At 37.3% G+C, this 23200-nt stretch carries 18 protein-coding genes; 7 read left to right on the top strand and 11 right to left on the bottom strand.

Annotated features, from left to right (window positions below; all coding sequences use genetic code 11):
* Positions 1-48 precede the first annotated feature (48 nt).
* The 6 genes from RSJ42_RS16120 to RSJ42_RS16095 all read right to left on the bottom strand — a co-directional run bounded on the left by RSJ42_RS16120 (position 49) and on the right by RSJ42_RS16095 (position 6089).
* Positions 49-1035 carry a metal ABC transporter solute-binding protein, Zn/Mn family gene (locus RSJ42_RS16120; protein WP_410508268.1) on the bottom strand — a complete coding sequence of 329 codons (987 nt, stop codon included), beginning with the start codon at positions 1033-1035 and terminating at the stop codon, positions 49-51.
* Positions 1036-1287: 252 nt separating this feature from the next.
* Positions 1288-1737, bottom strand: a complete 450-nt coding sequence (locus RSJ42_RS16115; RefSeq protein WP_410508267.1) for a metal-dependent transcriptional regulator — start codon at positions 1735-1737, stop codon at positions 1288-1290.
* 291 nt (positions 1738-2028) lie between these two features.
* The gene (locus tag RSJ42_RS16110; protein WP_410508266.1) at positions 2029-2589 is read right to left on the bottom strand and encodes a chemotaxis protein CheW; all 561 of its coding nucleotides are present in this window, start codon (positions 2587-2589) and stop codon (positions 2029-2031) included.
* Between the two features lie 43 nt (positions 2590-2632).
* Entirely contained in the window at positions 2633-4702 is a 2070-nt protein-coding gene (locus RSJ42_RS16105; protein WP_410508265.1) for a methyl-accepting chemotaxis protein, read from the bottom strand.
* 377 nt (positions 4703-5079) lie between these two features.
* Complete coding sequence (locus RSJ42_RS16100; RefSeq protein WP_410508264.1) at positions 5080-5460, bottom strand: response regulator; 381 nt, start codon at positions 5458-5460, stop codon at positions 5080-5082.
* 425 nt (positions 5461-5885) lie between these two features.
* Positions 5886-6089: a hypothetical protein gene (locus RSJ42_RS16095; RefSeq protein WP_410508263.1), complete on the bottom strand. Its 204-nt coding sequence runs from the start codon at positions 6087-6089 to the stop codon at positions 5886-5888.
* An 881-nt stretch (positions 6090-6970) separates the two neighbouring features.
* On the opposite strand from RSJ42_RS16095, the gene RSJ42_RS16090 reads away from it, so the two are divergent.
* The 6 genes from RSJ42_RS16090 (at position 6971) to RSJ42_RS16065 (ending at position 13371) form a co-directional block, all read left to right on the top strand.
* Positions 6971-7336, top strand: coding sequence for a response regulator (locus tag RSJ42_RS16090; protein WP_410508262.1), 366 nt, complete (start codon positions 6971-6973; stop codon positions 7334-7336).
* Between the two features lie 463 nt (positions 7337-7799).
* Positions 7800-7937, top strand: a complete 138-nt coding sequence (locus RSJ42_RS16085; protein ID WP_410508261.1) for a hypothetical protein — start codon at positions 7800-7802, stop codon at positions 7935-7937.
* A gap of 213 nt (positions 7938-8150) precedes the next feature.
* Positions 8151-10061 carry a chemotaxis protein CheA gene (locus RSJ42_RS16080; protein WP_410508260.1) on the top strand — a complete coding sequence of 637 codons (1911 nt, stop codon included), beginning with the start codon at positions 8151-8153 and terminating at the stop codon, positions 10059-10061.
* A gap of 369 nt (positions 10062-10430) precedes the next feature.
* Positions 10431-11306, top strand: a complete 876-nt coding sequence (locus RSJ42_RS16075) for a CheR family methyltransferase (RefSeq protein ID WP_410508259.1) — start codon at positions 10431-10433, stop codon at positions 11304-11306.
* A 626-nt stretch (positions 11307-11932) separates the two neighbouring features.
* A complete protein-coding gene (gene fhcD / locus RSJ42_RS16070; RefSeq protein ID WP_410508258.1) occupies positions 11933-12826 on the top strand; it encodes a formylmethanofuran--tetrahydromethanopterin N-formyltransferase in 894 nt (297 codons plus the stop codon).
* A 263-nt stretch (positions 12827-13089) separates the two neighbouring features.
* Positions 13090-13371 carry a DUF4405 domain-containing protein gene (locus tag RSJ42_RS16065; protein WP_410508257.1) on the top strand — a complete coding sequence of 94 codons (282 nt, stop codon included), beginning with the start codon at positions 13090-13092 and terminating at the stop codon, positions 13369-13371.
* Positions 13372-13558: 187 nt separating this feature from the next.
* Here RSJ42_RS16065 and RSJ42_RS16060 read toward each other — a convergent pair whose 3' ends face one another.
* From RSJ42_RS16060 to mfnA, 3 genes are all read right to left on the bottom strand, one after another.
* Complete coding sequence (locus RSJ42_RS16060; RefSeq protein WP_410508256.1) at positions 13559-15097, bottom strand: TraB/GumN family protein; 1539 nt, start codon at positions 15095-15097, stop codon at positions 13559-13561.
* 622 nt (positions 15098-15719) lie between these two features.
* The gene (locus RSJ42_RS16055; protein WP_410508255.1) at positions 15720-16814 is read right to left on the bottom strand and encodes a CBS domain-containing protein; all 1095 of its coding nucleotides are present in this window, start codon (positions 16812-16814) and stop codon (positions 15720-15722) included.
* A gap of 649 nt (positions 16815-17463) precedes the next feature.
* Complete coding sequence (mfnA, locus tag RSJ42_RS16050; RefSeq protein ID WP_410508254.1) at positions 17464-18651, bottom strand: tyrosine decarboxylase MfnA; 1188 nt, start codon at positions 18649-18651, stop codon at positions 17464-17466.
* Positions 18652-19562: 911 nt separating this feature from the next.
* On the opposite strand from mfnA, the gene RSJ42_RS16045 reads away from it, so the two are divergent.
* A complete protein-coding gene (locus RSJ42_RS16045; protein ID WP_410507212.1) occupies positions 19563-20810 on the top strand; it encodes an RNA-guided endonuclease InsQ/TnpB family protein in 1248 nt (415 codons plus the stop codon).
* A gap of 314 nt (positions 20811-21124) precedes the next feature.
* Here the strand turns inward: RSJ42_RS16045 and RSJ42_RS16040 are convergent, their stop codons facing one another.
* Both RSJ42_RS16040 and putP read right to left on the bottom strand, forming a co-directional pair.
* Positions 21125-21268 carry a hypothetical protein gene (locus tag RSJ42_RS16040; protein ID WP_410508253.1) on the bottom strand — a complete coding sequence of 48 codons (144 nt, stop codon included), beginning with the start codon at positions 21266-21268 and terminating at the stop codon, positions 21125-21127.
* A 352-nt stretch (positions 21269-21620) separates the two neighbouring features.
* Complete coding sequence (gene putP, locus RSJ42_RS16035; protein WP_410508252.1) at positions 21621-23159, bottom strand: sodium/proline symporter PutP; 1539 nt, start codon at positions 23157-23159, stop codon at positions 21621-21623.
* Between the last annotated feature and the right edge of the window lie 41 nt (positions 23160-23200).

Here is a 23200-nt window from a genome sequence, read left to right as displayed (position 1 = left end):
TTAGATATAGAACCTGGGCAGGAACTTAAACAAAGACCGAATATGGTTTTATACCAGGTTTCTGGCAAAGATATCAGAGACTTTGTCCATGTTCTGAACGTAATTCTTTGCAAGTGGATCAATAGCCACAACTTCGCCTCCGATTTCTTTAGCTAAAACTTCTGCACTTCGTGTGCTAAACTGAGGCTGGACAAAGATGACTTTGACATTCTTTTCCTTTGCAAGGTCCACAATCTTTGTCAGATCCTGAGCACTTGGTTCTTTTCCTTCAATTTCAACCGGAATCATATTGAGTCCGTATTCTGCTGCAAAATAGCCCCAGGAAGGATGATAAACCATGAAATTCCTTTCCTCTTTTCCTTCAAGCTTTTCTTTAATCCTTATGTCCAGAGCGTCCAGCTCTTTAAGGTAAGCATCTCTATTCTGAGCGTAGTAAGCTTCGTTTTCAGGATCGAGCTCTGCAAGCCCTTCATAAATGTCTTCGATCATTATCTTTGCGTTTGCAGGTGATGTCCATATATGCGGGTCCAGGTCTTCGTGGTTCTCATTACCCTCATTTTCGTGCTCGACTTCAAGCTCTTCATGTTCATCTTCGCCCTCACCTTTATGATTATGACCTTCAAGTTCTCTTAATTCAATCCCTTCGGAGCAATTCACAATAAGAGTGCCGCTATTCATTGACTCGAAGTTTTTAATCCAGTCTTCTTCAAAAGGCATACCAACCCCGACCGTTACTAACATCCTTGCTTTGCTGATTTCTCGGACTTCTTTTGGAGAAGGTTCATAGGTGTGAGGGTCTGCACCGGTTGGAACTATAACTGCGGTTTTTACTTTATCTCCTCCGACTTTTTCTACAAATTCAGCTTGAGGAACAACGCTTACGGCAACTGTTATTGGTTCGCCAGTTCCTGATATTTCAGTTTCCTGTCCTATGCTCTGATTATTCCCTGAGTCTCGGGAATCTGTACATCCGCTGACAAAAATACTTAGGCTGACGATCAAAATAACTAATAAAGGTATAATTCTTAGTTTCATAATCAAACTCCTTTTTTGCCTGCTCTAGCTTTTTTGATACTTTCGGTTTTATTTTGAAGGTTTCATTTTAAGGAACATAACAATACCAATACGAGTAAGATAGAATACAGGTAAGATAATTTTGATATATACCAAAATTTAGAGTTATTTCAATAATATTTTGGCATAACCCCAAATTTGCCTCAGGATTTGTCTGAAACTGCATCAAAGACCTCGTTATGCTCCAAAATAATGTGAATTAATGACGGTGCTTTAATGATGGTGCTCCTCATGAAAGCATTTCTCGTGGCTTATTTCTCCGCAGACGCCAACCATCGGATGTCCCATTGAGCTGCAGATTTTGTTTACCGCATCCCTTGAAACGAAAGCTTCAAAACGAGAAACCTCAGTACATGCTTCTTCTGTCGAGAGACCGTAGTGAGTGAAAAGAAGGCTTAAAATCCTGTGTCTCCTGACAAGAAATTCTGCATAAGCCTTCCCCAGTTCTGTCAGGTTCACGCCCCGGTATGGAACATGGCTCAGGTAGCCAGCAACTGCAAGTTCATTTAGGGTCTTGCTTATTGTTGAAGGGTCCACCTGCAGGCAGGAGGAAAGCTCAGTAGTTTTTACAGTGCCTTCTTTTTCAAAAATAAATTTGAGGTAATCTACCTTCCTCGGGGAGAGTTCAAGACCTGTGAACTCAGGATAATTCAGCTCGTTCATATAGAGAAATATAAAAAACAGGTATTTATTGTTTATCATATGCCAAATTAGAAGCCAATATTTGTAGCATACCAAAATTTGAAAAACCGGTGTATTCCGGGCAAAAAACAAAAACGTGACTGATATTGTGGAAGAGAGATATCAGATCAAACAGGGCAATTGCTCTTGATAAAACATAGCTGCAGTGGAAGTGAGGGGGTTATTGCACTGAAAACAGCTCTTTTGTTATAAGAATAGAGATAATATAAGAAGGGATGCGTATTCCAGATTCCTCTTACGATTCTTCTTATATTATAAATTATTAGTGTCAGAAGAGGGATTAGTGGAAGAAGATAAAAGGGAATCCTGGGGAGAAGAAGAAAGCTGATTCAGTTCATCAATCTCTTCTTCTCCAAGGACTCTTGCAAGGTTCAGGAGGATAAGAATCCTGTTTCCTACTTTTCCGACTCCTGTCAGGTATTCGGAATTAATTTTCGATTTGATCATATCCGGAGTCGGTTCGGTAGAAGAAAAAGGCAGTTTCAATACTCCATTTACGGAGTTCACAAGCATTCCAATCATCGTATCCCCAATTTCTACTATGATAATTCTGGCCAGGCTGTCATTTTCTCTGGGACTGAAACCAAGGCGCCGGTTGAGATCTATTACTACGATAATTTTTCCGCGAAGATTAATCAGTCCTTTTACACATTCCGGAGCCTGGGGAATCCTGGTGATTTTTGATACTGGAATGATTTCTGAGACCTGCATAATATTAACCCCGAATTCTTCTCCAGAAAGCTCAAAAACAACTAGCTGAAGCAATTCTTCGGAGGGTGAAGGGCTTTTCAATTCAACTCTTTCTTCAAACATATCAATTCCTCAGGACCGATTTAAGGATTTTGAGCGGTAGTATTCAGTCAGGAATCCTTTCTGGCTCCATTTTAAAATTACCAAGCCTGAATTTTTCAGTGGTTTTTTTCATTTTTTCGCCAAGCAAGGTGAGGTCATTCGCCATGCTGGCAAGCTCAGACATTGAAGCACTCTGTTCTTCCAGTGCTGCAGCAGTTTCCTGAGTTCCTGATGCAGACTGTTCCGATATTAAAGAGATATCCTCCAGCGTAGACGTGATCTCTTCAATGGATGCCGACTGCTCTTCCGTAGCAGCTGCAACATCCTCTATCATATTTGTGATTTCATTGATTGTAGAGACGATTCCGGTAACCATCTCCACTTCTTCACTGACTGATAATGAGCCGTTCTTCACATTATTTTTACTTGCCTCTATGCTCTCCACAGTGTTACTGATGCTTACCCTGATTTCATCAATCAGCCGGGAGATATCTTTTGCTGCAGTTCCTGACTCTTCAGCAAGCTTGCGGACTTCGTCGGCTACCACAGAGAAGCCTCTGCCGTGTTCTCCTGCCCGTGCGGCTTCAATTGCGGCATTCAATGCAAGCATATTTGTCTGGTCTGCAATTCTGGTTATCAAAGTTATAATCTCATTAATTTGCTGAGATTTTGAGTCAAGCTCCCTGATAACAATTTCAGTCTCATCAACAGAATAACGAATAAGGTCCATTTTTGACAGGACATCTCTGGAAACGTTTCCTATATTATGAACGGTTTCATTAACCAGATTTGTACTTTTAGATACTTTCTGAGTATTGTCAGCAATTTCCTGGATATTGTGAGTCATATCCTGCATTGCATGAGTTATGTCAATAATTTTTGTGCTCTGTACTTCTGCCCCGTTAGAGATTTCAGACGCTGTTTCTGAAATTCTCCTTGATGCGGATGCTACTTCTTCAGAAGAGGCAGACATCTCTTCAGAGAGTGTAGCAAGGTGCAGTGAACCTTCCTGGATTTCTTTAATCAAACTGCACAGATTTTCAATCATCGCCTTAAAAGCCTCTGAAAGCTGGGAGATCTCACTTCTCGAAGAACCTTTAATATCAACATCAAGATTCCCTTCAGAAACCATATCAGCAGCTTCAAGCAGCTCATTAATAGGTTTTCTGTAAATGTTTAAAATCACAAAAACCAGTAGCGCGCCGATAAGCATTGAAAGAAAAGTCACCAGAAAAACCTTATTTACGGAGTCCACAATCAGTGCGTCCAGTTTTCCTTTCTGGTCAGCGCTTGAAGCTGCAGCCATTTCTCCAACTTCTGTGGCTATATCTGTCATGTTTTTTCCTTCAATTGTTTTTCTCTCTTCCAGAGCCTTAAATTGTTCAAAATCAGCCTGGAAGTCTTCGGCGCTTTGAAGTATTTGTTTCCCTGCAGCAATATTTTCAGGCCTTTCCATTCTCCCGTTCAGGTCTGTAGAAAGCTCAATAACATCTTCCATATACGTATCGAAATTACCTGCATACTGCTGATCAGGGTCCATAGCATAATTTTGATACTCATTTCGGGCTTTCATTGTCAGCACAATGATCCTTTGAGCAGTCTCGGCATTTGAAAACTTCTTCTCTAGAGTTTCGTTTGAGTACCCGGCTTCAAACTCCTCTCTGTACTGGATCATCTGGTTTTTGGAAAGCTCATCTGCATTTGTCACCAGGATATCACTATCATTAACCAGTTTATTTTTTATATTTGCCTGTTCTTCGTCAGCTTCGACATATTTATCAAAAGCCTCCTTGAAATTACTGGAAGCTGCCAGGACAATATCCATCCTGTCGCGGTTAACAGGGTCAAGATAGCCTACGTATATCTCCTTGGAAATCGCTGCCTGCGTGGGTACAAGACTGAGATGGTAATACACTTCTTCTTTATAAACAGGATCGCCGTGAATAACGTAGCTTTCTTCGGCTTGCAGGGCGTCCTGCATATTATTCATAATGAAAGTCATATTCTGGATAGCTCGGCTCTTCTTCTCGACTTCGTTCATGCCCTGATAACTCGTGTACCCTACAAAAAAGATCAAAACTAGCAGTAGAGTAAACCCTATCACTATATGCCCTATTTTTGTACTTTTATACATCTTTTTCACCCGTGCTTCCAGATTTCAGAATCTATGGCTTCCCATCCTGTAATTAAACGGCTTTTCTGTCCGGTGGCCGAACCGGATATACGATTATCTGCTAAAGAATAGGAAGGCATAAATCTTAAAAAGTTTTTATCCAGATTTCCCAAACTATTCAATATAGATTATTCAAGAACTCATAAATATTATGATTCTTTAAGAAGGTAAGACTTCAGATAGTTAAGCAATTTAAGCCTGATATTTCTTAAGAGTGTTATTTTGGAAACTTAAAGAAGAACTCTATCCGGATAACCTAGAAGAATCCAATCTGGAAAACTTAGAAGAATCCAATCAGAATAACTTAGAAGAGTCCAATCCGGATAACCTAGAAGAGCTCAATTTGGAGAACTTGGTACTTCGAGAAACTCTTTTATTTGAGATCCAAAAATACCAAAATTTATAGGCTTGGAGAGGACTGCATAACATCCGGCTTTAAGAAACTCCTGTTTACTCTCGGAATCACAATGACCAGTGACAGCTACCACTTTTATGCTTCGTGTATCAGGGTTACACTTTATACGTTGAAGCAGTTCAAGACCATGCATTTTTGGAAGTTCCATATCCATCAGTACAAGATCAATTTTAACCTTACTGAGGACTTCCAGAGCTTCAAAGCCATTTTTTGCCTTCTTGGGGTCATATCCGCAGGATTTCAGCAGGTTAAATTCTACGGTAAGGTTAAGCAGGTTATCCTCAACAATCAGGATTTCAGGCACTCAATCAACTCCTGTATTTGTTTGAAGAATTCTTAAAATGAATTCTTTGTGGAGATGCTGTTCTAGTAGACATATCGTTCTAAAGGGGGCTTTTATGAACGATTTTTTAACCTGAACAGAAAAATGGTTTAAATATACGGAATTATGGCTTGGATATACGAATACGCTCAAATATACAGAGTTATGGCTTAAATGTACGGAGTTAGAGTCAAGAAGTCGATCAGAATTTGCAGTCTGTATTCAAACACTTATAACTAAATATTAACACCAAGTGGAAGGAATACAGTGATTAAAAAGAAGATATTTAGCTCCAGTGTTGACCCTTTGTATAGCATTACAATATAACAGTAAATTCCCCGACTTAATGATGATAATATGAACTCCGGTAGAATATAAATGTATTTGCCAAAATATATAGCAGTATTTTAATATATATTTGAAAAAAATGGAATTCTAATTGGAGCTTTATTTAGAGCCTTCTTTAAAGCTTTATTTAGGGCCTTCTTTGGTATTTTTTTTAGAATCCCTTTGGAGCTTTCTTTGGAGCTTTCTTTGAGTTTTTTTGAATTTTCTTTGAAGTCTTCGTTATTACTTAGATGCATTATCAGAAAAGATTTTTTGTATAGCATATTAGAACGGATCATTAGACTTTAAAGAAGTTCTCCACGATTACTTATACACGAATAGGCCCTGGCAAACTTAAATAGATGACTTAAATAAACAACTTAAATAAACAACTTAAATAGAGGACTTAAATAGATATTACTGAAGATTAACTATTTTTAATAACATCTGTCTACAGTAAAAAAGCCAAAATTAAAAGGAGCAAAACCACAGGATTTTGTAAAGATAATTTAAAAAAGTTTAATATATCTGATTTAAAAAAGTTTAATATATCTGATTTAAAAAAGTTTAATATATCTGATTTAAAAAAGTTTAATATATCTGATTTCGTATATACTTTTTCATATTAAGAATACAGACCTTATGAGTAGAAAACTTGCGTTAGCAACTTTGTTAACCTGTGTATATCTTTTCCGGAAATTTAATCGTAGTAACAGTTGAATCATTATTCACTGCCTCAATTTAAGTTTTTCAATTGCTGCCCTGACAAATTATATAGTTTAAATGAGATCCTACAGTCGATATATTTCTACATTCGTATATGAGGCTTTTACATTGGTATTTTAGATATATGCTCATTTGATACACAGTTGTTCAAGAATTAAAAAGAAATAATAACTTTTGATAACATAACTTTTGATAACACATTGTCCAAGAATTAAAAAGAAATAATAACTGCAAATCTAGCAGGAATGTTTTGGATTTGAGAATATTTCGAAAGATTAAACTGTGATTAAACTGTGTCTTAAGATATTAAACTGTGAGTTCACTGTATTTCAAATGATTAAACTGGGTCATGAAATTTCTAAAAGTCCCGAATTAAAGTCATAGGTAGTATTGAAGCAATAGCTGTCATCTACTTAGCGAAAATAAAGAGGGTGCAGGCATGGCAAGAGTAATGATCGTGGACGATGCCGAATTTATGCGAATGGTAATTAGAGATATCCTTCTAAAGCATGGACACGAGGTAGTTGCTGAAGTAGGTGACGGAGAAGAAGCAATTCAAATATATCTGGAGGCAAAACCTGACCTTGTACTGATGGATATAATAATGCCAGATATGGACGGTAAGGAGATATTGCAAAAACTTCTTTTGATGGATCCTGATGCAAAAGTGGTAATGTGTTCGTCTCTTGGCCAGCAGGCTCTGATAACCGAGTCTATGAAAATAGGTGCAATGGGTTTTATTGTAAAGCCATTCGAACCAGATAGCATGCTTGATGTGATCAGAAAAATTGCTGAGCCAAATTAACTTTTCTAGACGCCAAATTAACTTTTTCAGCTGCCGAATTAACTATTCCAGATGTCGAATTATCCTTGCCAGATAAAATTAGTCGAGTTAAAATAACAAATCAAGCCTGATGTAGTAATTCTTGATAATATAATGCCTGTTTATAATGCCTGTTTATAATGCTTGTTTATAATGCTTGTTTATAATGCCTGGTTATAGTGCCTGTTTTCTACGGCCTTAAAACTCATTATCATATTATGAAACAATTTCAACCCCTGTAATTATAGTATCATGTCTGGGGGAAAGGACTGAAGAGATACCAAGTCAGCCTTTGAATACGGATTAGTGGATGTAATAGAAAAGCAGAATAAAAGCAGAAAGGCCCTGGGCATCTTCAGTCAAAGCATGCCTGAAATGGCAGAAGAAATATGTAGAAAAATCTGAGCAGCCTCACAATTTAATCTTGAAAATCTGGGATGTATGTGTGACGTCGAATCCCGGAGTTCAGTGTGATATGCGAGCGCTCGGCGAGGTTATAAGACGAAACCTTGCAGACCTCTTAATCCCTCTGGATAATCCTCTGGATAAGATAGCTGAAGAAATTATCAAAATAATCAAATAAACTTTAAAGTAGAATAATTAATGGTTTGTAATTAGTGGTTTTAATTAATGGTTTGTAATTAATGGTTTTAATTAATGGTTTGTAATTAATGGTTTGTAATTAGTGGTTTTAATTAATGGTTTTAATTAATGGTTTTAAAAAATAATCAACGATCTTTAGAAAAACTCGATAATTCTCAGGATTATAAAATGTTTACAAAAGGCAGGCAAAATAATGGACATGTCGAAGTATATGAGCATCTTCAGGTCCGAGTCTGACAGAAACATTAAAGAAATGAGTGATTCCCTGCTGGCGCTCGAAAAGAACCCTGAAAATGCGGAGCAGATAAATATGCTGTTCCGCATAGCTCACACCTTTAAAGGCATGGCTGCAACCATGAGGTTCAAAGAGATTGTTGAACTTACACATGAGATGGAAAGCCTGATTGATAAGTTCCGAACAGGAAGATTAACCCCTGATCCTTTTTTAACTGATATCCTTTTTGAATGCCTGGACGCTCTGGAGGGACTTGTTAAGAACGCCTGCGCAGATATGGAAACTAAAACAGAAGAAAGAAAAAATAGTACAGGTGAAGATAGTAACTTTTATCCTGATTCTGAAAAGGCATTGAAAACTCTCAGGACTATAAATAACTCCCTTGAAGAGTCTGCACCCCAGGAGAATGAATTCTGTATCTTTTCCATAGATAAAAGAATAGAGAAAACAAGAGAAAACAAAGAAGTGGAACCGGAAGGAGAAAAGAAAAAAGGAGAAAGAGAAGGAAAGAAAAAAGAGGTAGAAGAAAAGGAAGAGGAGACAAAACAAAGGGAATGGCATAAGGAAGGAGAGATAAAACAGAGAGATGGAAAGGAAAGAGAAGAGAAAATAGAACAAAGAGAGGGAGAGGAAAGAGAAGAGAAAATAGAACAAAGAGAGGGAGAGAAGAAAAAGAAAGAAGAAGATGGGAAGGAGGAAAAAAAGGGGAGAGTGCAAAGCCCAAAAATACAGAGTTCCAGAATCAGCACTGAGCAATTAGATAAGCTGATGAATCTGGTTGGCGAACTAGTAATAAACAGAACCAGGATAAAAGAGCTTATAGCTGAATCGAAATCAAAAGATCTGGATTTTGCTCTTTCCGAGTACCAGAAGTTAACAAGGGAACTTCAAGAAGAAGTGCTGGAAATAAGAATGGTACCTCTGGACCAGATAACCAATATGTATCCAAGAATGATAAGAGATCTTTCAAAAGCGCAAAATAAAAAAATTGACTTCATAATAAAGGGAAAAGAAATTAAACTCGATAGAACCGTTATGGAAGAAATTGGAGACCCTCTGGTGCATTTGCTGAGAAACGCAGTAGACCACGGAATAGAAACTCCCGAAAAACGTGTGGAGTTCGGAAAAGAGGAAACAGGAAATATAACGATAACGGCTTCGAGGCAGCAAAATCATATTCTTATCAAAATAGAGGATGATGGCAGAGGGATAGATCCGGAAATTGTCCGAAAAGCTGCACTGGAAAAAGGGCTCATCTGTAGAGAGGAAGCTGAACAACTTTCAGAGAGAGAGGCGGTACAGTTAATATTTACACCGGGATTCAGTACTGCCAGCGTTGTTACAAGTCTTTCAGGCAGAGGAGTTGGAATGGATATAGTGAAGAAACGGATTGAACGGCTGGGAGGCTCCGTAAGAGTAGAGTCAAAACCCGGAGCAGGTTCAAGGTTCGAATTGAAGCTGCCCATAACAATTGCTCTTTATCAGGCTATGCTAGTAAAAGTCGGAATGGAAAGATACGCGATTCCTTTTACCAGCATAATTAAAAGTATTTCAATTAGAAATAAAGAAGTAAGGCGTATCAGAGGCGAAGAGGTTGTCATAATAAACGAAAAAGCACTTCCCCTGCTGAGATTACGTAAGCTGTTTCAGTTACCTCCCTTACAAAATGAAGAGAGTCTGGTCGTAGTTATCGTTGAAAAAGCTGGACAATATATAGGACTTGTTGTAGACTCGCTGCTTGGGAAGCAGGAAGTAATAATAAAAAACTTCAAAAGCAGGTTTCTGGAAAAAACACGGGGATTTTCAGGAGCAACAATTATGGGGGATGGAAGTGTCATTTTAATCCTTGACGTTAACTCGATTATATGAGATCTTACTTTATGAAATCTTACTTTATGAGATTTTATTTTATAGGTCTTGCTTTACAAGACTTATTTTATGCAAATTTTACTTTACGTGAACCCTGCTCTAGGAGATTATATTTAAGAGAGCAGCAAATGCAATGATCATAAAGTAAACATAACTAAAAAAGTAGATTATTAAGAAAGTAAACATAATTAGAAAAGTAAACATGATTAAGAAAGTAGATATAATTAAAGAAGTAGGCATAATTAAGAAAATAGACATGATTAAGAAAGTAGATATAATTAAGAAAATAGACATGATTAAGAAAGTAGATATAATTAAGAAAGTAGATATAATTAAGAGATTAAATGTAATGCGGTGAAACAAACGTGAATGAAACCAGATAAATATAGAGCAGAGATAAATGGGGAAAAAACAAAAATAGATACGAATTTTGAGGAAGACATAGAATTCGAAATATTAAAAAGAGCGGTTACGGAAAGTACGGGTTTTAACTGCCAGCAGTATAAAGAAGCTCATTTTAAGCGAAGAATTAATGTCCGTGTCAGAGCTACAGGTTCAAAAAATTATGAAGAATACCTGAGGGTGCTGAAAAGAAATTCAAAGGAACGTGAACATCTTATTAAAACACTTACAATAAATGTCAGTGAATTTTTTCGAAACCCTGAAACTTTCGAGGTAGTCGAAAAAGAAGTTATTCCTTTATTAATAAAATCCAGATCTGACTCGCTTGTAAAATCGATCCGCATCTGGAGTGCAGGCTGTGCAACAGGAGAAGAGGTTTATTCTCTTGCTATTTTAATGCATAAAATTCTTGGAAAAGACCTTAATAAGTATAGAATAAGCATTACGGGTACTGATATTGACACTTTGAGCCTTGAAAAAGCACGGCAGGGAATATACCTTGAAAATGTACTTAAAAGTACAGATTCGAGTACAAAAGAAAACTACTTTCTGAAGCAGGGTGATAGATACCAGATTTCCGACCAGTTAAAAGGTATGGTACGTTTTAAAAGACACGATTTGATATCAGAGTCCTGTACTGACCGTTTTGACCTTATAATCTGCCGAAACGTTCTGATATATTTTAAAAAGGAGATTCAGGAGCAATTGCAGCTTAACTTTTACCAGGCATTAAATAAAGGTGGATTCTTTGTGATAGGAAAGGCTGAGACGCTGCTTGGAACTGCCTCAAACCGATTTAAGCCTTACAATTCGAGAGAACGAGTATATATAAAAGTGATCTAGGACAGCTATATCTAAAAGCGATCTAGGGAATTCCCCTATATGCTGAATAAACAGCATCTGAGCCCTATATGCTGAATAATCAGTAGAGTCAGACCATGGAAAACAGTTATGAGACTTTGATGATTTTGATACTGAAATTGGTTTCGGAACGAACTCAATAATAAAACTAATTTTTCTGGTTCATTCAATATTTATCTAATTTTTTAGACATTAACCCTATTTAATATTCTATTAAAGTTTTTGATTTCTTTTCTTCGAAAAATTATATATTTGATATAAATATTATTATAGACATTCATTGGCTAATCGATTGCAGGCAAAAAAATTAAAGCTTGAAACCGGTTAAAGATATAGAGAACAGATACCATAAAACTTTAAGTGTATGCCTGAGATTAAGTAACGCTGTAATTACGAGACTTTTTCCATGCGGCACAAGAAATACAGGCTAAAAGAAAACAAAGATTAGATGGACTGCGCTATAACGTTCTGGCTGGAATATGCTGGAATAAACTGATAAAAATGCTATCATACCAAAGCACGCAAAACCAGTTAAGACATATTGTTTATAGCAGACATCGAGCCTGAACACTATAAATTAGATAGTAAAAATAAACAAGGGGAATTTCATGGAAATTAATGGAGTAGAGATTGAAGATACATATGCAGAAGCGTTTTCGATTAAGATTGCACGAGTGCTCATAACAGCAGCAACAAAGCGCTGGGCCCAGGTAGCGGCTACAGAGGCAACTGGCTTCGGGACATCAGTTATAATGTGCCCTGCAGAGGCGGGAATTGAAAGATTTGCAAGCCCCAGTGAGACACCTGACGGAAGACCCGGTGTATACATTCAGATCTGCACTTTCAAATATGAAGCCCTCGAAGAACAGCTGCTCGAAAGGATAGGGCAGTGTGTGCTTACAGCTCCTACAACTGCAGTCTTTAACGGATTGCCTGATTCTGAGAAGCAATTTAATACCGGTTTTAAACTCAAATTCTTCGGAGACGGAATGGAGTCCGAAGCTCAGGTTGGAGGCCGCAAAGTATATAAAGTTCCGATTATGGAAGGGGATTTTGTGACTGAAGATAATATAGGAGCAGTAGCTGGAATTGCAGGCGGAAACTTCTTTATCTTCGGGGACTCACAGATGAGCGCCCTGACTGCAGCTGAAGTAGCTGTTGACGCAATTGCGGAACTCGAAGGCACCATAACACCTTTCCCTGGAGGTATTGTTGCAAGCGGGTCCAAATCCGGAGCAAATAAGTACAAATTCCTGAAAGCTACCGCGAACGAGAAATTCTGCCCCTCCATAAAGGATAAGGTTGAAAACAGTGAAATTCCTGCTGATGTTAATGCTGTTTACGAAATTGTCATTAACGGGCTCGATGAAGCAAGCATAAAAGCGGCCATGAAAGCCGGAATAGAAGCTGCGGTAACTATCCCCGGAATCAAGAAGATTTCCGCAGGCAACTATGGTGGAAAGCTGGGTAAGTATCAGTTTAAGCTTCACGAACTCTTCTAAGCGGTCTCTTCTAAGGATTCAAGTTTCATGAGCTCATCAGAGCTCGAAACTCCTTTTTTGCCAATTATTGTTCTCTTTTGTTAACTATTGTTTCATTAACTATTGTTTCATTAACTATTGTTTCATTAACTATTGTTTCATTAACTATTGTTTCATTTTATTCAGAAAACTCTCCATAACTTCTCAAACAGCTTTTTATTTTCCAGACCCAATTATTTTTTCAGAAGAAAGTGAGGAAGGAAACTGAAGCGAGGAATGGAAAGTTGAATAAACAAAAACTCAATTACCTGGTGGATATTGCCCTTACCGTCTTATTTTTTGGAGTTGCAGGCACAGGTTCTTTCATGTATTTTTTCATCCCTTCGGGAATTCCAAGGGGAAGATATATCGTATATATGGGGTTAACGAAAGCCACATGGATCTGGTTACATAGCAGAGCTGGAATTCTTATGTCAGTAATTATAATTATCCACCTTATCCTGCATTGGAAATGGATTGTATGCACAACAAGGAGTTTTTTCAGGAAAGAAAAATGTGAGTTGTGAACAAGGAATAAAAGGACAGGAGAAAAGTTCGTGAAAAAAGTAGAAAATTCCTGAAAGCAAGGAAAAAATTCCTGGAAGTAAGGAAAAAGCTCCTGAAAAGAGGAAGAAAGAAGAGAGGAAGAAAATTCTGAAAAGAAAAAGAGCTCCTGGGAAGCAAAGAGGTTACTTTGCCGCCAGAGAACTATTTTTAGAGTCCGAGAGCGCCGAACCCTGAAAGGAGAATGTCTCTCGGGTCAAGGCCAGTGACCTGCATCATGACATAAGCTCCAACAAAAGTCCCTGTCATACTTCCAATGTTTGCAAAGCTTGCAACAAGGAGGACTCGCATAAACCTGTTTTTAAACATTTCCCTGAAGGTTTCTACTCCTGCCAGGGCTTTTATATCTGCTGCAGTAGGGTTTCTTTGCCTTGCTTCTACAAGACCGGCAAACCAGCCTGCGGCAATTAGGGGGTGCAGAGTGGTCAGCCAGGCAACCGAAAAGGCAGTCAGAACTGAATAAGGATGGCCGCCTGCGAGCAGAGTACCGATTGCACTCAGGACTCCTGTGATAATGAACCACCAGCCGAAAGCTATCAAAAGGAGTTTTAACGGAACTCCGGAAAGCAGCAGCATCAAAATGAATCCGGCTATAAGGGCGACAAAAGCAAAGCCAATAATTTTCCCAATGCCGAAACGCTTTTTCGGAATTTCCATAAGAGAGCTGAGAGGCGGAATGCTCTTTGGGTTTTTCAGGTAGTTAATTACACCTGGTTTATGTCCGGCTCCAATCACCGCAACGATAATTTTATTTCCACCTGCTGCGGTCCTGACAATACTTCCCGCAAGGTACGCGTCCCTTTCATCTATAAGGGTTTCAGCCGCAGTCGGGGCAAATTCCCTTAGTTCACTGACAAGGGCTGTAACAACGTCCTGTTGAGTAATTTGATCGATATCTATCTCGGCTCCTTTTCCTATTCCTATAAGACCGCCTATGAGAGAACCGAGCATCTTTACTTTCTCGACAAACTTCATGCGGCCCCAGAAACGCTGGAGAGTCACCTGAATATCTCTATCGATCAAAGCTACTTTAGCTCCTGAAACTTCTGCCTCTTCGATTGCAGAAATCATCTCGGAACCGGGTTTCACACCCATATCGTCCCCTATCTTTTTCTGCACATAAGCAAGAAGCCAGTGGACGAGGTAGTAATACACTTTTCCTTCAGTGAGAATTTCCTTTATTGGAACCTGACTCGTCTCAGGGACATTTCCTTTCAAAGAATCATAACGTGCTCTACAAAGCTCAACGGCTACGATATCTGGTTTAAGATTTCTAATTGCGCTCCGGACTTCATTTACACTTTTTTCGGAGACATGTGCCGTGCCTATAAGAACAATCTTTGAAGGCTGAAACTCAACAGCAGGATTGTTCCCATTTGAAATTTGAGGCTGGTAAGGAGAAGGAATTGAAAGCTCTGAAGCTGAAGCGGGAAGGGGCTCGGGATTACACGTGCCACTTGTATCTGGTTTCATCTCTAACTTTTCAACTTCTGTTGTAGATGCTGGTATAGAAGTTGTTTCCTCTGGTGTGTTAATTGAAGAATCGGAAAGTTTAAACTTCCCAACAGAAACATTACCTTCCCCGGATTCAATAGGTTTGTCCATAGAATATATTGACTCCTGAGATAATCTTTGAGTATTATACCCAGGACCTGTGTCCTGAGCATCTGCAATTTCGTATCTTTTCATAATAAGTCTCTGTGCTGCGGCAGATTAGAACTACTGGAGAACTGTATGGAATAGCTCTCTTATGTACTGCTATGTACTGTTTTGAGACAATATACATCCAGCCATTTAGAATACGTTAGTTAGTCTGTATTATTAGTTTCTCTGTTAACGTTTGTCTGTTATATTTCTGAATCTAAACGATTTGCGCCGCGAATTTAAAGACGTCAAGTGAACCATTTAACGTACAGGTAATTTGGTGCATAGTATAATTAAACTATACAAACTAAATAAGTTATGTATGTTATATAATTGACCCTTAAGTGTTAATCCGCAGGTTAAGTGTTAATCTACAGGTTAAGTGCTAATCCGCAGGCAATCATAATAATATCAAACTCACATCTAGAATATAAATCTAGGATATTGATTTAGGATATTGATTTAAGATATTGATTTAGGATATTGATTTAAGATATTGAATTAGAATATTGAGGCAGGATACTAAATCAGAAAATTAATCTAAATATTAAATCAGGAAATTAACCGGTTATTAAATTAGGGTATTAACTGGATATTGAATCAGGAGATCAACTTTGAATTTAGAACGTAATCAAAAAAATTAAGTTATGTTATTATCTCATGATTATTATTCTGATTTGAGTTTGAGTATCCTGACAAGGTCTGTTCTGGAGAGTACCCCTACAAGAGATCCATTATCAATTACCAGAATTCTTCCTATGTTTCTGGATGTGACCAGTTTGAGAGCATCGCTTGCCTGTGCATTGGATGGAACGGATATTATCTCCCTTGTCATAATATCCGAGACCCGCATTGCAGGACGGTCAAGAGTGGGAACACGCTGGATATCGGTAAAAGTTACAATTCCTTTCAGGTCACTGCCTTCTATTACGGGATAACCCATGTGTTTTTTCTCAAACATGAAATGAACGAGATTTTCAATGCTCATGGAAGGAGGTACTGAAACCACATCTTTTGTCATTATATCTTTTACAAGAATGTTTTCCAGACTTACGGATGCCTGAGTAGAGCGTTCTTCTTCAGATGCGCCAGCATAAATGAAGAGAGCAATCAAAGGAAACCAGAGATTTCCTATGAGGATTCCGAAAATTGCCATCAGGATTGCAAAAAACTTTCCTACGGCAGCTGCATTCCTAGTAGCTTTGACATAGGACATCCTCCTGGCATAAAAGGCACGGAGCACTCTGCCCCCATCCATTGGAAAAGCAGGCAGCAGATTGAAAATTCCAAGTACCAGATTCATTACCCCGAGGATCCAGACCGTCAGATAAACAGGGTTTCCAGAGAGTGCAGGATTTGGAGCAATTATATTGCTGTAGACAAGGAGACAGACAGAACCTATAATAAGGCTTGTAAAAGGCCCTGCGAAAGCCATTTTTGCTTCCTGTCCCGGATTCCTTGGTATCTCTTCCATTGAAGAGACTCCTCCGAAAAGGAAGAGTGTGATGCTTTCGATATGAACTCCATATTTCATCGCCAGATATGAATGTGCAAGTTCATGCAAAAGAATTGACGCGAAAAGCAAGATTGCAGTCAGGGTTGAGAGTATATACTTTGTCGTAGCAGGCTCGACTCCCTGAAAGCCATAAGGGTATGGGTTAATTGCAAATACATATGCAAAAATGGGCAGTATCAAAAGAAAAGTGATATGCAGTCTGATAGGTATGCCCAGTACGCTTCCGATTTTCAGTGCAGATTTCACGAAGTAAGTGCCCCCTTTAGTCTTCCTAAATATAAATCCCTTATAGATATAAATAATTAATAAATATAAACGATTAATCTACTTAAAAGTGATAGTTGTAAGTTAAACGAATATACAATAGATAAGATAATTAATTTTGCGTAACATCTTAACAAATGGATGAATTTAATGAAATCTTAATGGAATCTGAATAAAAACAAATTATTTATTATGTAAATTTATTTAGAGAATAAATACAGAGGGATAAAAAGTAAATTTAGGTAGATAATAAGTTAGGATAGGTAAAAAGTAAATTTAGATAGATAATAAGTTAGGATAGGTAAAAGGTAAATTTAGGTAGATAATAATTAAGTAGATAATAAATTTGGATTGATAAAAGGTAATTTTAGGAAGGTAAATTTAGGTAGATAATAATTAGGTAAATAATAATTAGTTAGGTAAATAATAATTAGGTAGATAATAAATTTGGATAGATAAATGGTAAATTTAGGCGGATAAAAACCGGATTGTGATAAAAATTTATACATTCATAAAAATTTATACATTCATAAAAATTTATACATTCATAAAAACTTTAGATTCCCGCCAAAAGCTTTACATTACTTTCAAAAGTTTATATTTTCTCTTTTTTTATATTTTCTACTTTTGTTTATATTTCTGCTGTCACTTTTTTAAGGTCTTCTAAAAATGCATCAATGTCTTCCGGACTATTGTGAGGCATAAGAACTAGGCGAAGAGCCCTTGGAGTGCGGGTAATTGAGACATTCCAGCCGAACCTCTTAAGGAGCTGTATTCTGACGAGATCAGGGTTCGGCACTTTCAAAGCGACTACATTCATTACAGGCTCGATCAATGGTTCGAAACCGGCTTTTCGGGCTTCTGTGACCATTTTTGATGTGAGCTGCATGCAGTGTTGCACGTTTTTTCTGTAACCCTCATACCCCAGATATTTCATGACCGCATAGGTAGCTGCAGCTGAAGCTCCGCTCCGGGTACCTGTAAGTGTAAACTGGGCCTTTGTGGTAAGGTATGGAGTACTTACCTTGAGAGAATCCAGAAAAGAAGGTGACCTGAAAAGCAAAGCACCTGAAGGAATTGTGGAAAGACCCATCTTATGAGGATCTATGGCAATTGAAGTTACTCCTGGTACTTCGAAATCAAAAGGATGCGGTTTTTCAAGGAAAGGGATAACGAAGCCTCCGAAAGCTGCATCGACATGCAGGAAAATCTCATTTTCAAGAGCTATTTCCGAGAGTTTGTCAATAGGATCAATCTGGCCAAACTCAGTGTTCCCTGCTATTCCAACAAGTCCTATGGTGTTTTGATTAATGAGCTCTTCAACGGAAGCCAGATCCACCCTGAACTCCGAATCAAGAGCAGCTCTTCTCACTTCTATGCCCATCATGTCGGCTACTTTGTCAAAAGAAAAATGAGCTGATTCGGGAATAATAACATTTGGAATGCCTTCAAATCCTTTTTTTCCTGCTGTTACTAGATTTTTCATTCCTCTTACAGCCTGGATATTGGATTCCGTGCCACCTGTGGTAAGGTAGCCGCAAACTGAGCTTTCACATGAATCTCCAGAAGGAATATCGGTTGAAGGAGCATGAAGAAGCTTCCCAAGCATTCTGACAACCTCCTTCTCAAGCCTGTGGGCTCCGAAGAAAAGTCCCAGATCGCCCAGGTTAGCCTCAATAAAAAGCCTGTTAGCTTCGATTGCAATCTTATGAGGGTGAGTACACATTGAACTTAAAACCCGATGATAATTCGTATCTTCTGACTTTGCATCTTCCAGATAGGAAAATATCTCTTTTTCAGAAAGACCTTTCTCATTCATATAGGTAAAGTAAAACCAGTTTTATTTAAAAGACTTATGGAATAAAACTCGAAAAACGCCTTCTATTAAATCATAAAAGTCCAGAATATCATCAATTTTGCAGTGCTTCCGGATAAACTGGAATGTAGCTTTAATAAATAAGTGTTAAGATTAAAATGAAATAAAAAAAGTGTAATGATTTAAAAACCCAAAAAACAAGAGAAAAAGGGCTTAAAGAAAAAAAGAAACAGAAAAAAAGAAAGAAAAAAAGATAACAAGAAAAAATTGAAATAAAAGAAAGTTTCTCGAAGACGTTTAATAACTAATCAGCTTTACTATTTTATTATGAAAGATCAAAAAGAGACAAAATAACTCACAAAAAAGTCACTAAACAGCTCTCACTAAACAGCTCTCACTAAACAGCTCACTAAACAGCTTACTAAACAACTAATTAAACAACTAACTAAACAACTCACTAAACAGCTTACTAAACAACTAACTAAACAACTAACTAAACAACTAAATAAAAAACTAAGTAAAAAACTAAGTAAAATTAAAATTCTATCAAAATGGAGATAAAACTTTAGATTGTAAAGCGTAGGTTGATTTGAAAGGTTGTTATAGTTGAGAGGGACCCCTTTATTTCCACTGGAAAGAAGTTATGTTAGTAAGGATGTAAAAAAACAGGAAAAATTAAAAATATGAAATTTTTTTTAAAGTAAATAAATATTTTATAGACGTTAAAAGATGCAAGTAAAAATATTAAATTAATAAAATTTACATTTTCTATTTTAACTCTAAGGCGGGAAGTCCCCTTCCTCGACAGCCATCAGGCTGGCAGGTGGGGGATGAAAGCCGTCAACTTCCCGACAATTTACTTTTTTAAATTCTGATAGCCTATTTATACACAGACCTCTTGTTTATATACTGCTATGCATCTAACGACAAAAGTTAAGATTTATCCAACAGAAGAACAATTGAAAGTCCTTTGGGAACTTTCAGATAAATGTTGTTCATTGTATAATCTAGCTTTAGCCGAAAGAAAAGATGCATGGAAACTTGAAAGAAAGAGCATCAAGTACGTGGATCAACAAAACAAATTGCCGGATCTCAAGAAAAGAAACCCTGAATACAAAGCTGTTTATTCAAAGACTTTGCAGGGCGTTCTAAAAAAACTTGATGCAAATTATAGATCTTTTTTTGCACTCAGAAAAAATGGAGATCTAAAAGCCAGACCTCCAAATTTCAAAAGCAGGAAATATTTTCAGACAATTCCGTATAATCAAAGTGGATTTTATCAGATTGGTTGTGTCATTTCTTTCTCTCATAAAATAAATGACACCAAACTTGTTTTTGATCTCGGAAAGAAATTTGAAAATATAAAACAAATCGAGATCTATAATGATGATCCTTTCCATGCTAAAGGAGATTTCTATATTTCTGTTACTTATGAAGTCTCTGCACATGAGTACATTGATAATGGTTTATATCAGGCTAATGATGCCGGGATCACAAAAATAGTAACAGCAGTAAATACTCAAGGTAAATTCTTTGAAGTTAAAACTCCAAGAATTGATAAGTACTGGCAACCAAAACTGGATGCTCTAAAATCCAGGAGAGATCACTGTAAAAGAAAGAGCAAAAAATGGGTAAGGCTACACAATATTTATCGTAAAATGGAGAAAAAGAAATCTAATCAGCTTAGAGATTTCCAGCATAAACTATCAAAGAAAATGGTCAACAATACTAAGGCCAATACTATTATTGTGGGAGATCTGAAAACAAAAAACATGGCTCAATCCAAGAGACTTAAAGGAAAAAGAAAAAGAGCTATGAATAGATCTACCCAAAATCAAGGATATTTATCTCGCTTCATCGAATTTTTAGCCTATAAAGCTGAACTTATAGGTAAAAAAGTAATAAAAATTGATGAAAGCTATACTTCCAAAACGTGTTATGTTTGTGGAAAAATCCATGACATGCCACTCTGGAAACGAAATATGGAATGCGATTGTGGCAATTTTATTGATAGAGATTGCAATAGTGCAATCAATATCATGGTAAATTTCCTATTGCAGAATGCCTTGTGGACAGGCTATCAGAAATTCTCTGATAATCTTCGACAAACAGGATTACCGATGTCGGAAAGATTCTTAGAATCTTACCATCAAATGACGTAATCACTCGAAGGAAGCTCCGTCCTCGCCATCAGGCAGGGCGGGGTAGCTCACTTTATTCTTGAACATTCATAACAACATATATATAGAATAAAAGCTATAACACAACACTATTATTTTGTATAATAACAAAATAAAATTATCTTTTATTTTGTTCCTACAACCTCCTTAAACCCTTCATTCGAAACCATGGGGTCCCCGGGTTATATAAACTTTCCAGTGGAAATAAAGGGGGGTTTTAGAAGACGTTTTATATTGATTCATTTATTATACTTTTTAATAAAACAACCAAATTTTACTTCATAATTAAATTCGTTTTATTTGTTCAGTTCGTTTTTTTTCTTTTCTTCTCTTTTCTTTTCTTTTTTTTCCTTTCCTTTCTTTTTTTCTTTTCTTTTCTTTTTTTTTCCTTTATTCCATTGTTCCATTCGTTCAATTCTTTGTAGGTGTAATTTATTCAATTACAAATTTCTTCTATTTTTTTAATTTCCCTTTTTAATTTTATGAAAAATTTTAGAATTATTCTTCTGAATCTGTAATCAAGTCATCAGATTATAAATCCTCATATCGTTAAATCTTTGAATCATAACTCTTGATTCGGCTTTTATTCCAATCCATACTGTTAAGGAAACAGATAATACCAGAAAAACATTAAAGAATAAGATAACATCTTAAAAAGTAGAGATTCTTATAAAAATAAAGGGTAATATTTTATTTCCCTCATCTCTTTTTGACTTTTCTTCTGTCTTCTTTTTTGTAATGGACGTGTATAATATTTATTTTTCAAGATCCAGGAAATATTTCTCATACATTTTATTCAAATTTTGTTTCGAGAGGTCTGATGTCTCCTTTACGGATAGTTTTTCTATTGAGCACAATATGGTTTACTCGGTCGAATTCTTTTAGAATTTCTTCTGCAGGGCCGTTTTTGTCCGTGATGCTCAGTGTATATATCGTGATGCATGAGAGGATGAAACCAGGGACTATTTCATAAAGATCAAAAATTCCTCCGGTGAGCTGCTTCCAGATGATAACGGTTATACCGCCGATAACCATACCACCGAGCGCTCCGTTTCGGGTTGTTTTTTTCCAGAAAAGGGAAAAGAGGATAACAGGTCCAAATGCAGCTCCAAATCCAGCCCAGGCGTATGAGACCAGGCCCATAACCGAGTTATTCGGATCTCTTGCTATTAGATAGGCAATTGATGAAATTACAATAACTGCAATTCTGCCCATCCAGACAAGCTCTTTTTCACTTGCATTTTTTTTCATGGCTATCCTGTAAATATCTTCGGTAAAGGCAGATGCAGATACAAGGAGCTGGGAATCAGCAGTACTCATGATAGCTGCAAGGATGGCTGCAAGGAGGATTCCTGCAATAATTGGTGTGAATGTGCTATTTACCATTACCATAAAAATGGTCTCGCTTCCTGCTCCTTCAAGAAAATCAGGATAGAGATAAGCCCTTCCAATGATCCCAACTCCTACGGCAAAGAATAGGGAAATAATGACCCAGACCATTGCAATAATTCTTGCCTGCTTGATTTTTTCAGGCGATTCTATAGCCATGAAGCGGACCAGGATATGCGGCATCCCAAAGTATCCCAGGCCCCAGGCGAGATTGGAGATCAGGGGGATTGCGCCGCCGGCAAGGGCTGTCCAGGGGTTAAGCAACTGGGGGTCTATACTTTCAATAAGACTGACAGTGGAGTCGTACCCTCCTATTCCTTTCATTGCTGCAAGAGGTACAAAGGCAATAGCACAGAACATTAAGATGCCCTGGAAAAAGTCAGTCCAGCAGACAGCCATAAAACCTCCAAGGAAGGTATAGCTGATAATTACGAATGCACCTAAAAGAAGAGCCTGTTGATAGGGAATTTCAAAAACAGTGTTGAAAAGTTTTGCACCCGCTACAAGTCCTGAAGAAGTGTAAAGCAGGAAAAAGACCAGGATCAGGACAGATGCGATAATCCGTAAAGCATGGCTTTTATCCCTGAACCTGTTTTCAAAGTACACAGGAATTGTAATACAATCTCCTGCAACCTGAGTATACTGGCGTAATCTTTTTGCGATAAATTTCCAGTTTAAATAAGTTCCTGCAGCCAACCCTATTCCTAGCCAGATAGATTCCATTCCTGAAAGGTAAGCATATCCTGGCAATCCTAGCAGTAGCCAACCGCTCATATCCGATGCCTGAGCACTCAAAGCAGTAACCCAGCTGTTTAGTTTTCTCCCTCCTAAAATGTAATCTGAAAGATTTTCCGTTCTCCGATAATACAGAGCTCCGATAGCTATCATAAATAGCAGATATGCTGCAAAAACAAATACAATACTAATGTTATCCAGTACCATGATTTAACTCCATTTTTTAGCAAACGTCTATTTTTTATCTA

Origin of the sequence: Methanosarcina hadiensis (assembly GCF_046529725.1) — an archaeon.
Classification (GTDB): Archaea; Halobacteriota; Methanosarcinia; order Methanosarcinales; family Methanosarcinaceae; genus Methanosarcina; species Methanosarcina hadiensis.
This window is presented reverse-complemented; position numbering and strand designations above follow the sequence as displayed.

What these genes read in the sequence shown, in the direction of transcription:
- RSJ42_RS16120 (WP_410508268.1), bottom strand. Translation starts at nt 1,035, where the DNA reads ATGAAACTAAGAATTATACCTTTATTAGTTATTTTGATCGTCAGCCTA.
- RSJ42_RS16115 (WP_410508267.1), bottom strand. Translation starts at nt 1,737, where the DNA reads ATGAACGAGCTGAATTATCCTGAGTTCACAGGTCTTGAACTCTCCCCG.
- RSJ42_RS16110 (WP_410508266.1), bottom strand. Translation starts at nt 2,589, where the DNA reads ATGTTTGAAGAAAGAGTTGAATTGAAAAGCCCTTCACCCTCCGAAGAA.
- RSJ42_RS16105 (WP_410508265.1), bottom strand. Translation starts at nt 4,702, where the DNA reads ATGTATAAAAGTACAAAAATAGGGCATATAGTGATAGGGTTTACTCTA.
- RSJ42_RS16095 (WP_410508263.1), bottom strand. Translation starts at nt 6,089, where the DNA reads ATGCTATACAAAAAATCTTTTCTGATAATGCATCTAAGTAATAACGAA.
- RSJ42_RS16090 (WP_410508262.1), top strand. Translation starts at nt 6,971, where the DNA reads ATGGCAAGAGTAATGATCGTGGACGATGCCGAATTTATGCGAATGGTA.
- RSJ42_RS16080 (WP_410508260.1), top strand. Translation starts at nt 8,151, where the DNA reads ATGGACATGTCGAAGTATATGAGCATCTTCAGGTCCGAGTCTGACAGA.
- RSJ42_RS16075 (WP_410508259.1), top strand. Translation starts at nt 10,431, where the DNA reads ATGAAACCAGATAAATATAGAGCAGAGATAAATGGGGAAAAAACAAAA.
- fhcD (WP_410508258.1), top strand. Translation starts at nt 11,933, where the DNA reads ATGGAAATTAATGGAGTAGAGATTGAAGATACATATGCAGAAGCGTTT.
- RSJ42_RS16060 (WP_410508256.1), bottom strand. Translation starts at nt 15,097, where the DNA reads ATGAAAAGATACGAAATTGCAGATGCTCAGGACACAGGTCCTGGGTAT.
- mfnA (WP_410508254.1), bottom strand. Translation starts at nt 18,651, where the DNA reads ATGAATGAGAAAGGTCTTTCTGAAAAAGAGATATTTTCCTATCTGGAA.
- RSJ42_RS16045 (WP_410507212.1), top strand. Translation starts at nt 19,563, where the DNA reads ATGCATCTAACGACAAAAGTTAAGATTTATCCAACAGAAGAACAATTG.
- putP (WP_410508252.1), bottom strand. Translation starts at nt 23,159, where the DNA reads ATGGTACTGGATAACATTAGTATTGTATTTGTTTTTGCAGCATATCTG.